At 44.7% G+C, this 11185-nt stretch carries 14 protein-coding genes, 1 rRNA gene and 1 pseudogene; 12 read left to right on the forward strand and 4 right to left on the reverse strand.

Annotated features, from left to right (window positions below; genetic code table 11):
• From ACU01J_RS12290 to ACU01J_RS12300, 3 genes are all read left to right on the forward strand, one after another.
• A partial coding sequence (locus tag ACU01J_RS12290) for an Lcl domain-containing protein (RefSeq protein WP_481085965.1) occupies nt 1-664 on the forward strand: 664 nt, incomplete at its 5' end.
• Nucleotides 665-755: 91 nt separating this feature from the next.
• The gene (locus ACU01J_RS12295) at nt 756-1247 is read left to right on the forward strand and encodes a hypothetical protein (protein ID WP_258450808.1); all 492 of its coding nucleotides are present in this window, start codon (nt 756-758) and stop codon (nt 1245-1247) included.
• Nucleotides 1248-1419: 172 nt separating this feature from the next.
• Nucleotides 1420-1605: an adhesion domain-containing protein gene (locus ACU01J_RS12300; protein WP_144231874.1), complete on the forward strand. Its 186-nt coding sequence runs from the start codon at nt 1420-1422 to the stop codon at nt 1603-1605.
• Here the strand turns inward: ACU01J_RS12300 and ACU01J_RS12305 are convergent.
• Complete coding sequence (locus tag ACU01J_RS12305) at nt 1548-2852, reverse strand: reverse transcriptase domain-containing protein (RefSeq protein WP_481085966.1); 1305 nt, start codon at nt 2850-2852, stop codon at nt 1548-1550. The two genes, ACU01J_RS12300 and ACU01J_RS12305, sit on opposite strands and share 58 nt — an antisense overlap.
• On the opposite strand from ACU01J_RS12305, the gene ACU01J_RS12310 reads away from it, so the two are divergent.
• The 4 genes and pseudogenes from ACU01J_RS12310 to ACU01J_RS12325 all read left to right on the forward strand — a co-directional run bounded on the left by ACU01J_RS12310 (nt 2832) and on the right by ACU01J_RS12325 (nt 5470).
• Nucleotides 2832-3248 carry a four helix bundle protein gene (locus tag ACU01J_RS12310; RefSeq protein WP_199367645.1) on the forward strand — a complete coding sequence of 139 codons (417 nt, stop codon included), beginning with the start codon at nt 2832-2834 and terminating at the stop codon, nt 3246-3248. The genes ACU01J_RS12305 and ACU01J_RS12310 overlap by 21 nt on opposite strands.
• A gap of 210 nt (nt 3249-3458) precedes the next feature.
• Nucleotides 3459-4391, forward strand: a pseudogene (dprA, locus tag ACU01J_RS12315) (DNA-processing protein DprA); the annotation flags it as partial.
• Nucleotides 4392-4393: 2 nt separating this feature from the next.
• A complete protein-coding gene (locus ACU01J_RS12320) occupies nt 4394-4873 on the forward strand; it encodes a DUF494 family protein (RefSeq protein ID WP_134836192.1) in 480 nt (159 codons plus the stop codon).
• A 15-nt stretch (nt 4874-4888) separates the two neighbouring features.
• Complete coding sequence (locus ACU01J_RS12325; protein ID WP_481085967.1) at nt 4889-5470, forward strand: DNA topoisomerase family protein; 582 nt, start codon at nt 4889-4891, stop codon at nt 5468-5470.
• Nucleotides 5471-5513: 43 nt separating this feature from the next.
• On the opposite strand, the gene ACU01J_RS12330 is transcribed toward ACU01J_RS12325, so the two are convergent.
• Entirely contained in the window at nt 5514-6647 is a 1134-nt protein-coding gene (locus tag ACU01J_RS12330) for a 5-(carboxyamino)imidazole ribonucleotide synthase (RefSeq protein ID WP_481085968.1), read from the reverse strand.
• A gap of 4 nt (nt 6648-6651) precedes the next feature.
• Complete coding sequence (gene purE / locus ACU01J_RS12335) at nt 6652-7137, reverse strand: 5-(carboxyamino)imidazole ribonucleotide mutase (RefSeq protein WP_481085969.1); 486 nt, start codon at nt 7135-7137, stop codon at nt 6652-6654.
• A gap of 194 nt (nt 7138-7331) precedes the next feature.
• Here purE and tsaC point away from each other — a divergent pair, with 194 nt between their 5' ends.
• The 4 genes from tsaC (at nt 7332) to ACU01J_RS12355 (ending at nt 10004) form a co-directional block, all read left to right on the forward strand.
• Complete coding sequence (tsaC, locus tag ACU01J_RS12340) at nt 7332-7889, forward strand: L-threonylcarbamoyladenylate synthase type 1 TsaC (RefSeq protein WP_481085970.1); 558 nt, start codon at nt 7332-7334, stop codon at nt 7887-7889.
• A 21-nt stretch (nt 7890-7910) separates the two neighbouring features.
• The gene (gene hemF, locus ACU01J_RS12345) at nt 7911-8828 is read left to right on the forward strand and encodes an oxygen-dependent coproporphyrinogen oxidase (RefSeq protein WP_481085971.1); all 918 of its coding nucleotides are present in this window, start codon (nt 7911-7913) and stop codon (nt 8826-8828) included.
• A gap of 76 nt (nt 8829-8904) precedes the next feature.
• Entirely contained in the window at nt 8905-9738 is an 834-nt protein-coding gene (gene aroE / locus ACU01J_RS12350) for a shikimate dehydrogenase (protein WP_481085972.1), read from the forward strand.
• Nucleotides 9738-10004, forward strand: a complete 267-nt coding sequence (locus ACU01J_RS12355; RefSeq protein WP_481085973.1) for a DUF1488 family protein — start codon at nt 9738-9740, stop codon at nt 10002-10004. The genes aroE and ACU01J_RS12355 overlap by 1 nt, the downstream gene beginning before the upstream one ends.
• On the opposite strand, the gene ACU01J_RS12360 is transcribed toward ACU01J_RS12355, so the two are convergent.
• The gene (locus ACU01J_RS12360; RefSeq protein ID WP_481085974.1) at nt 9997-10545 is read right to left on the reverse strand and encodes a gamma carbonic anhydrase family protein; all 549 of its coding nucleotides are present in this window, start codon (nt 10543-10545) and stop codon (nt 9997-9999) included. The genes ACU01J_RS12355 and ACU01J_RS12360 overlap by 8 nt on opposite strands.
• A 515-nt stretch (nt 10546-11060) precedes the next feature.
• Here ACU01J_RS12360 and ACU01J_RS12365 point away from each other — a divergent pair.
• A 16S ribosomal RNA gene (locus ACU01J_RS12365) occupies nt 11061-11185 on the forward strand; the annotation flags it as partial.

The raw sequence follows: 11185 nt of genomic DNA on the forward strand, positions 1-11185 counted from the left end.
GGTCAACGTAGCAAAAGGTCAGACTCAGCAGTTAACTGCAACAGCGACATTCAGTGATGCGACGTCCTCTGACGTGTCTAACTCAGTGACGTGGACGCCTATCGATACGGCGACGGCTACCGTGTCACCAGCGGGTTTATTGTCTGCGGTTGAGGTGGGTAATACGACCCTCACAGCCACGAAGGATGGCGTGACCAGTAATACGGTGGATGTGAATGTGTGTAGTACTTTGGCTGGTCCATGTATTGAACTCTTCGATACAGGTAGTGGTAAGTTGTTTACCAATTCACCGTCAAAGGCCTACTTAGACAGCATTGGCGGTAGTGCTACAGACGGTATTTATACTGAAAATGGAACTTACGGCCCAAGTGGTGATTTCTACCGATTCAACTGGACTAACGCAAATGCACTATGTACTACCTACAACACCCTTAGTCTCGGCGGACGGACGAACTGGCGTTTAGCGACAAGAGACGAGTTAAAAGTGGAGCTATACGACGCATCTGGTAATATGTTTACCGCGCGCGGTTGGCCGACCACCTACATCTATTGGTCGGCGACGCCTGATGGTTCTAACTATTACGGCGTGGGCCTCGACAATGGCGATGTCAACAGCTACTATCCGAGCGACACGTTCTACGCATCCTGCGTCTCAAATCCTTAAAGTTGAGCGTTTAGAGTTTAACGTTTTAGTTTTTAATTTTAATTTTTGAAGTGCCAGAGTTGCATCTGGCACTTTTTAGGAGGGAAGATAAGTGAATATTGAAACTAAATTAGCATTGGTTGAAAGCAGTCAACGTATTGTTGGTATAAAAGAGGGGATGTTTGTACGTTTCTATGAGCAATCACTCTTTGGTTGGCAGCAGTGGGTATCTAAACAGGACCAATTACCGACATTGAAGGTGTTAAGGAAAAAGGTTAAGAAATTGAATGGAAGAGAGGTGTTGTATGGTGGGCTTCCTATAGAATCATTAAAGCAAGTCGGAATTGATGTAGGTACAGAGGCTGTTATTGAGTTAGAAATAATCATCGATTTTTCTGAGTGGCAGTCTTGGAGGCAAGGGCAGTGTGCTCAAATGGACGATATTGAAGAGAAATCACCTTATAACCCTTGTGATGACGATCTGTTAAATCGTCGATATGTTCGATTGTTTTTACCCGAAGCCATCGTTAATAAAGTGATGATGACGAAAGCTTCAAGCTCTTCATTAGATTGGTTGTTGATTGCTGTCAAGCAAGCGATATAACGTTTTAATAAGATGGTTCTCGGAAAATCGACAGGGTACATAGCGACAATGTCGTGCTCAGAGAATGTTAATGTTACGATGTTAACATGTGGGCCCTGGTATGTTATCGGCATTTATGACCTTATGGGTGTTCAAGGGAAGCGAGTCGAAAGGCAACACTTCGAGTTAAACAATAAATGCAAACGCGCGCGGTTGGCCGACCAACAACAACTATTGGTCGGCGACGCCTGATGGTTCTAACTATTACAACGTGAACCTCAACAATGGCAATGTCAACAGCAACAATCCGAGCAACACGAACTACGCATCCTGCGTCTCAGGCCAACATAAAACATCCGGAGCCATCTTATTAAAGTGAAGACCTTTTTTTATTGTGAAGTGAGTGTAATAACCGTTATTGGGTAATAAATAACGTTTAAGTTCGCCAAAATTATTATGATATATTTGCTTTCTTAACTGGCAATGATTGGCTTGACTAAGTAGTCCATAATAACTATTTATCGTTGATTGCATGGCTTTTAGTTGGATGTAAAGTGGTGCATAATGGATACCATGTTTACTCCATCTTCCACGACTTGGTCTAGACTTTAAAACGACGTTAGTCGCGCCAGTGTCTAGAATTACATTAAAGTAGCGCAAACGCTCTTTTAATGATGAAATGGTGGTTTTGCGAACATGTTTATAATGGGGAAATACACGAAATCCCAAGTAATCAAACCCCTCCTCAATAGGTGATAAATGCACCTTTGTAGGATGTAATTTTAATTGCAGGCGAGAAGTGAGATACCATTCAATATGTTCTTTCCATTCTTGCAATTTTTCAGGCGAATTAGATAAGATAAATAAATCATCCATATACCGAACGTACCCCTTAACCTTCAGTGTGTGTTTTATTTCGTGGTCAAGGTTGTTGAGGTAAAAATTACCGAAGAGTTGACTAGTAACGCTACCTATGGGCAACCCAACCTGTTCCGTATTGTTAAACTGTAGTTTCTTATGTAACGAGATTTGGTTAAGTAAGTATTGGTTTCCAGTTCGCTCGTTTTGTAGCTTCGTGGCATCCTGCTCTATGATCTTTTCTATCAGATTGGCTAGGCAATATTGGCGCAATGGGCTTAATTTTGAGTTGTAAATGAGATTGTGTAGTTGCGTTAGAAGCTCTCTTTTATTAATGCTATTGAAATAACTGTAAATGTCGAGCTGTAGCCCCCAAGTATGTCGTGGTTGGCGCATTAGTTTTTGAACTTTTGCAATAGCAGCAAGAGTTCCTTTACCTTTTCTATTAGCATAGGTGTCATCAATGAATTGATTTTCCATGATAGGTACCAATTGTAGTGCAATCCACATTTGAGCTATGCGATCTCTAAATGCAGGGGCATATATTTCTCTAAGCTTAGGTTCTGTGATTGCAAAATGATGATAAGAATAAGGTTGATATGTATTAGTTAATATTTCGGTTGACAGCTCATGGCATAGTTTCGGGAACTTTAAAGCGTTAGCAGATTTTTGTTGACTGCTTCCCGAAGTTTTTACACATTGCAGCAACTCTGCTGCGAGTTGATGGTGATATTTAAGGTTTGAATTTTGAATAAAGAGTTTCGTCATAATCGTCTCTACTATGATTTACAAAAGTTGTACAAATTGTATTGGAACCAACATCAACACTTACCCAAAGCATTTCGCTTTACAACAGGAGAACAAATCCTCAACGAACTCACGAAGTGTATTCGTTACTCTGTTCAAGCTAATTTGTACGGAAAATCTCTCGAAGGAATATTGCGAGCCCTAGATTTATTACTAGAACTTAGTGCACTTTTAGAAACCGTACAAAGTTTATTAATGTTAGCTTGGGAATTAAAATTCTTGCCTCATGGCGCTCTGGTTGCTTTGACTGAACAACTTGGGCATGTATCAAGACAAACTACAGGATGGCGAAAGTGGTTCCAAGGAAAATCTCTCGAAATAAATGCACCTATTTCTTCTCCAAGTGGGAGCGCTTAGATTAGAGCTACTGGCATATTACTATTCAAAAAGACAATATTGTTCTAGAGAAACTGCTTGAGAACTTAGAGCCTTGGAGAGAGGAGAGCATGGTCGAACTGGTGGCCTAAGAAGGATATTAGCAAATAAGCCGTTCCCGTCAGCCCTTATAAATAAAGGGCTGTAGGCTCACATTGGACTTTTCGCTGAAATGGGCGCAAAACCCTTACTCGTGAGGTTGAGCAATGTCTGCAATGGCAGCAAGAGTCTAATCACCATATTATTTGCCAAGCGGATAGCCATTACCCAGATTTGCTCAAACAAGCTGAAGGTGCACCACCATTGCTGTTTGTCTCCGGTAACCCTAGCTGCTTATCAACACCTCAAATCGCGATAGTCGGCAGTCGCAATGCGAGTATCGATGGATTAAACAGTGCCAGAAGTTTTGCCCGCAGTTTGGTGGAGCACGAGCTAGCCGTCACCAGCGGTTTAGCGCTTGGGGTCGATGGTTATGCTCATGATGGTGCGCTGCAAGGAAATGGCACGACATTAGCGGTGCTTGGCTGCGGGCTAAAAACCATTTATCCCGCTCGGCATCGAGAACTTGCCGAGCGAATTATCGACAGTGGTGGAGCCTTGGTCTCCGAGTTTCACCCGTTAGCCAAACCCAAAGCGGATCATTTCCCTAGGCGAAATCGAATCATCAGTGGATTGTCGTTGGGGGTATTGGTGATTGAAGCGGCAGAGAAAAGTGGCTCGCTGATTACTGCGCGCTATGCAATAGAGCAGGGGCGAGAAGTGTTCGCTTTACCAGGCTCAATTCACCAATCAAGTGCTAGAGGGTGTAACTTGTTGATAAAACAAGGGGCGTGCTTAGTTTTAACGGTTCAAGATATTCTCGATGAAATTGAAACGCTGCTTGCTTGGTCTGATGGTAATAAGACACCTATTCAGCCCGAACTATTTGATATAATAGATAGTAAAGAAGAATTGCCATTTGCTTTACTGTTAGCTAACGTAGGAAGTAAGGCTACACCAGTTGATATTCTTGCAAACAGGACCAATATACCTGTGCAGGAAGTCATGATGCAGCTCTTAGAGCTTGAGCTTTTAGGGCATGTTGTTGCAGTTTCCGGTGGCTATATTCGAAAGGGGAGGGGCTAGCTATGATGATGGATATCCTAATGTATCTATTCGAGACTTACATCCATAGCGATGCAGAGTTACAAGTCAATCAAGATGAGCTAGAAGACGAGCTTCTTCGCGCTGGTTTTCATCAAAAAGACATCTATAAAGCCCTTGTCTGGCTAGAAGAGCTAGCGGCATTGCAGCAAAGTGAAACCCACTCTGCAATTTCGGTGTGTAGTACTTCCAATTCGACTCGTATTTACACTAACAAAGAGTGTGAGCGTCTATCGATTGAATGTCGTGGTTTTTTAACCTTCCTTGAGCAGGTCAATGTCCTGACGACAGAAACTCGTGAAATGGTCATTGATCGTATTATGGGTTTAGAAACCGATGAGTTTGAGTTGGATGATCTGAAATGGATTGTCTTGATGGTACTGTTTAATGTACCGGGCAATGAGAATGCTTATACGCTTATGGAAGAGCTGTTGTATACCAAAGAGCAAGGTATTCTTCACTAATCGTCATGAGTTGATATGAGTAACAAGATTGATCAAACATTGTTTTCAGCGCATGAGCATGCGTTGGAGCATCAGTCGTGTCCTAAATGCCAAGCGGAGCAACGTGAAGGTGAGCTTCAGCTTCGTCACGGCAAACATGGCCCTTTCCTTGGTTGTAACCAATATCCTGAGTGTGATTTCATTAAGCCCTTGCATCAAAACGATGGACACATCGTTAAAGAGTTAGGCGTGCCATGCCCTGAATGCGGTAATGAGTTGGTATTACGTCAGGGTCGCTACGGCATGTTTATTGGCTGCAGTCACTACCCAAGTTGTCACCATATCGAGTCTCTCGATCAACCTAAACAAGAGCAGGCCCCGCAAACGCACTCGTGCCCTGAATGTCATAAAGGCCAATTGGTTGAGCGTAAAACTCGTTTTGGTAAATTGTTTTATGCTTGTGATAACTACCCTAAATGTAAGTTTGCCGTTAATCAGCCTCCGGTTTCAGGCAAGTGTGAGAAGTGTGGCTATCCGCTATTGGTAGAAAAAAAGCTCGCCAGTGGTGATAAGCTGCAATGTGCTGACCGAAAGTGTCACCACATTCAACAAGATTAAAAAAACGGCGCTGGGTGCGCCGTTTTTTTATTGTTTGTGAGGGTTACTCAGAAAAGTTTGCGGCAAACTCGTGTACCGCAGGGAAGACGTCTTTGTCTAAGCTATCTGCTAGTGCACAAAGCTTACGCTGCAGCTCACCGTTGTAGTCTCCGCAAACGTTGATATGACCCATTTTGCGGCCCGCGCGCTTCTCTTTACCATACCAATGCACATGGCAACCATCCATTTCAAGCACCGCTTGAGGAAGGGTATCTTCGCCAAGAATGTTGATCATCGAAGTAGAGCGAATCAGCTTGGTTGAGCCTAGCGGCAGTCCACATACCGCACGTAGGTGGTTCTCAAACTGACAGGTCTCTGCACCTTGTTGAGTCCAGTGACCAGAGTTATGCACTCGTGGGGCAATCTCATTGACCAGTAGCGTACCATCAACGTCAAAGAATTCTAGCGCTAGTACACCGACATAGTTGAGCTTATTGGCAACGGCAGTGAACATCTGCTTAGCTTGCTGTTGCAGTTCTGTATCGGCAATCGCGGTTGAAAGTGTTAGAACACCATCGGTGTGCACGTTTTCTGCCAGTGGGTAGACGGCAACGCTGCCATCTTTAGTGCGTGCACCGACCAAAGAGACTTCACGATTAAATGGTACGAACTCTTCAGCAACAATTGCTTGAGTCTCGGTAGCGGCAATGCATTCAGCCATTTCAGCCCAGATACTATCGGTTTGCGCTTGATCTTTGAGTCGCCATTGCCCTTTTCCATCGTAGCCACCCAAGGCACTTTTTAGCACCATTGGAATACCGACATGCTCAATCGCATGGTCAAAGTCTTCACGGCTGTTGATGACATAATATTTAGCGTTGCGTACATCTGCATCATCAAGCAGCCCCTTCTCTATGCGGCGATCTCCGCCAGCTTTGATGGCTTCACTTGATGGAAGGAACTTACCGCTTTGCTCACAGATCGCAAGAATGTCATGAGGGATATGTTCGAACTCGGCTGTAATGACATCAGCGGTTTCAATCGCACTGTCTAAGCCGTGACCTATCACGGTCTGGGTCAGTGGATGGACGATGTTTTGGCTGCCAACATCATACGCTGAGATCTTGATGTTCAGCGGAGCGCCCGCCAGTGACATCATGCGAGCTAATTGACCTGCACCTAGCACTAAAACATGCATTGCATTAGTCCTCAGCTGGGTTTGGGTTAGCTAGAACGGTTTCAGTCTGTTCAGCGCGGAACGCTTCAACCTTGGCCATGACTTCTTTATCGTGAGTACCAAGGATTTGCGCTGCTAGAATGCCCGCATTGGCTGCGCCCGCTTCGCCGATAGCTAACGTACCGACCGCAATACCTTTTGGCATTTGCACGATAGAGTAGAGTGAATCTAGGCCGCTCAGTGCGCGTGACTGTACAGGTACACCAAGCACTGGCAATGAAGTGAAGGCTGCCGCCATACCTGGAAGATGTGCTGCGCCGCCAGCTCCAGCAATGATCACTTTCAGACCACGCTCTTTTGCGCTATTTGCATAGTCAGCAAGCAGTTGAGGTGTGCGGTGCGCAGAAACAACTTTTGTTTCGTACTCAACGCCGAATCTATCCAGCATTTCTGCTGCTAGTTTCATGGTTGGCCAATCTGATTTAGAACCCATGATGATACCGACTTTCATCTCAAACTCCTTCAAAGCTGCGTAGAATTGGTGAGCAAATAATTTGAGCGCATTATACGGGGATTTTATCACTAAGCAAACGTTTGCGTCTGGTTTGGATCAGCAGATGAAAGATTGGCACTTAAATAGCTTTAGCCACGACTAACGATTATTTGTACACTTAACTCAAACCGCTAATCAAATAGGATGCTTAGGTGAGTAACTTTGAGCGAGCACTCAGTGCACTACAACAGGGTGAAGTGATCGCCTACCCAACAGAAGGCGTGTTTGGGGTTGGCTGTGATCCTGATAACCCGAGTGCGATAAAAAAGCTACTAGAACTTAAACAGCGCCCGGTAGAGAAAGGGCTTATTCTGATTGCCGCTAATTACCAGCAGCTGCTGCCTTATATTGATCAGCAAGCTTTGAGCGCCGAACAGCTAGAGCGAGTGCAGCAAACTTGGCCTGGACCTGTCACTTGGGTCATGCCAAGCAGTGATAAAGTCTCTAATTGGGTTTCGGGGCAACATGACTCGATTGCCGTGCGTGTGACTGATCATCCTTTAGTACAAAAGATGTGTAATGCATTTGGAAAGCCGTTAACCTCTACCAGCGCGAACTTAACGGGCGAGCCGCCGTGTCTCACCACTGAGCAAGTTTATCAGCACCTTGGGGATAAATTGGTGGCTGTGCTAGAAGGGCAAACGGGTGGTCGAACAAACCCGAGTGAAATTCGTGATGCAAGAACCGCACAAGTATTGAGACAGGGTTAACCCTGCAATAAAGGAAGTCGAATGTCAGCGATAGATAAATTAGCCGTAAAACAATTTCTCATGGCACTGCAAGACTCTATTTGTCAGCAATTAGAGCAAGCCGATGGTAAAGCACTATTTGTCGAGGATGAGTGGCACCGTGAGCCTGGTGAGAAGCTAGGTGGTGGTGGTCGAACTCGCGTGATGAAAGAAGGCGCTGTGTTTGAGCAAGGCGGCGTGAACTTTTCTCATGTGCAAGGTAAAGAAATGCCAGCCTCAGCGACAGCGCACCGACCTGAATTGGCAGGACGTCGTTTTGAAGCTATGGGGGTGTCATTGGTTATGCATCCTAATAACCCATATGTACCAACCTCGCACGCCAACGTGCGTTTCTTTATTGCTGAAAAAGAGGGCGAAGAGCCTATCTGGTGGTTTGGCGGAGGCTTCGACTTAACGCCGTTTTATCCTTTTGAAGAAGACGCACAATATTGGCACAACACCGCGAAAGAAGTGTGTGCGCCATTTGGTAGTGAAGTCTACCCAGAGCATAAAGCTTGGTGTGATAAATACTTTTATCTGCCACACCGTGATGAAACTAGAGGTGTCGGTGGTCTGTTCTTTGATGATCTTAATCATTGGGAATTCGATAAGTGCTTTGAGTACATCAAAGCGGTTGGTCAAGGCTATATGGATGCCTATCTGCCGATCGTCGATCGTCGCAAAGAGACTGAGTATGGTGAACGTGAGCGTCAGTTCCAACTATACCGCCGAGGTCGTTACGTTGAATTTAACTTAGTGTTTGACCGTGGCACTCTGTTTGGTCTGCAGAGTGGTGGTCGAACAGAATCCATTTTGATGTCGATGCCACCGTTAGCGCGCTGGGAATATGCTTACCAAGTTGAGCCGGGTTCTGCAGAAGCTGAGCTATACGAACATTACCTCAAGCCAAGAGAGTGGTAAGACTTTCTTCAATATATAGATAGTGATAGGGTCAATGTTTCGCATTGGCCCTTTTTTAGTTCTGCAGGTAAAGGAAATGACTCAGCAAATAGATCGCTATGCCGTTTTTGGTAATCCTATCTCTCAAAGTAAATCGCCTTTTATTCATACCCTATTTGCTCGTCAAACCAATCAGTCATTGACCTATACTGCAGAAAGCCCAGATAAGGACGCGTTTCAACAAGCGGCGTCTGAGTTTTTTGCTCAAGGTGGTAAAGGCTGTAATGTCACGGTTCCATTTAAGGAAGATGCTTATCGCTTTGCTACTCGACTGACAGAACGTGCTCAATTGGCTGGGGCAGTGAATACGCTGAAGAAGCTCGATGATGGTGAGATTATTGGTGATAACACCGATGGTGAAGGGTTAGTTCAAGACTTACTTCAATATCAAGCACCTTTAAAGGGAGCGCGTATTTTACTTATTGGTGCTGGTGGTGCCGCGCGTGGCGTCATTAAGCCACTATTAGATCAGCAGCCCGCTGAAATTGTTGTTACCAACCGAACCTTTGCGAAAGCGCAACTGTTAGCTGATATGTTTGCTCCGTATGGAACGATTAGCGCTTGTGAGATGAGTGAAGTGAACCAAGCGTTTGATGTGATCATCAATTCCACCTCTTCTAGCTTAAGTGGTGAGCTACCAGATATATCCGCAGCTATCTTTACTGAACAGGCTGTTGTGTATGACATGATGTATGGCGCTGGTAAAACGACCTTCAATCAGTGGGCGCATGAGCATGGGGTAGTGCGCGTCTTTGATGGATTGGGAATGCTGGTTGGTCAAGCAGCAGAAAGTTTTATGCTTTGGCGTGGCTTAAGACCTGGCACCAAACAAATTTTACGTGAGTTAAGAAAGAACCTAGAGGGATTGTAATGAATCAATCGATCTTATTCCCTGACATGCAAACATGGGATGAAGACAAACAAGCCGTTCTCTTTCCGGCGCAGCAATCAGGTGCTCTGATTCAATGCCTAGTGAGCATTAATGAACTGAGGCAGTTGTCGGGACAGGATATCGAGAACGAACAGCAAGCTCTGGAAGTCTTTTCACAATATCGATTCGATCTTGAAGAGCTTGCTGAAGAACTGATTGAAGAGGAAGAATTTAACTCAGAAGGTAATATAGAGGTCGTTAATTAACCTCTTTAACCTCGTGAAGGTAATCTTCTTTGTTCTGCACATAATTATCCGCAGACTTCTGTAAGAAAGCTCGTTCCTTATCGTTGAGGGGGCGAGCTTGCTTGACTGGGCTTCCAACATAAAGGTAACCACTTTCGAGTCGTTTTCCTGGTGGTACTAGACTGCCAGCACCAATCATCACCTCTTCTTCTATAATAGCGGCGTCTAACACGATCGAACCCATACCGACTAAAACGCGATCTTTAATGATACAGCCATGCAGCATCACCTTGTGGCCGATAGTGACATCATTGCCGATAATTAGCGGGTAACCTTCGGGGTACTCCTTATTCTTGTGAGTGACATGCAATACAGAGCCATCTTGAACATTGCTACGCTCACCGATATGAATATGGTTCACATCACCACGAGCAGCAACGAGCGGCCAGATGCTCGAATCGTCACCTATCTTAATATCTCCGACTAAAACAGAGCTGCTATCTATATAGACGCGTTGACCAATTTGTGGGGAAATTCCTTTGTAACTGCGTAGAGAGCTCATTTTTTCTCCTTATATAGAGGGAAACTCGCCTAGAGAGGCAGAGAAAAGTGGTAAAAACAGGTCGTTTTGAATAGAAAATACGCAAAAGACAAAAAAATCAAAAAAAACTGCAAAAAGGGCTTGCCAATGTGATGGCGATCTCTATAATGCCCCCTCGCTGACACGGGAGCGGTTCGAAAGAAACGAGAGCCCAGTTAGCAAGGTCCATTAGCCAAGCGGAAACGCTTGAAAAAAGTTTGAAAAAAAGTGGTTGACACTAAACTTTATCTCGCTAAAATGACCGCCTCTTCCGAAGTGATGTGAGTCACAAAGAAGAAAGTTCTTTAACAATATAAACCTATCAATCTGTGTGGGCACTCGTTGATGATAATCCAATTAGATATTTCTCTTAGTAAAGAGCGGTATCAAATTAGGTTTCAATGAAACGAAGTGACCAACGAGTCGCAAGACTCAGCACAGTCAATTCAAACATTACTTTATGTAATGTTCAGTATTCATTGAGCCGACAAAATCTTAAATTGAAGAGTTTGATCATGGCTCAGATTGAACGCTGGCGGCAGGCCTAACACATGCAAGTCGAGCGGAAACGACTTAACTGAACCTTCGGGGAACGTTAAGGGCGTCGAGCGGCGGACGGGTG

This window comes from Vibrio sp. 2433-A1, assembly GCF_056726085.1.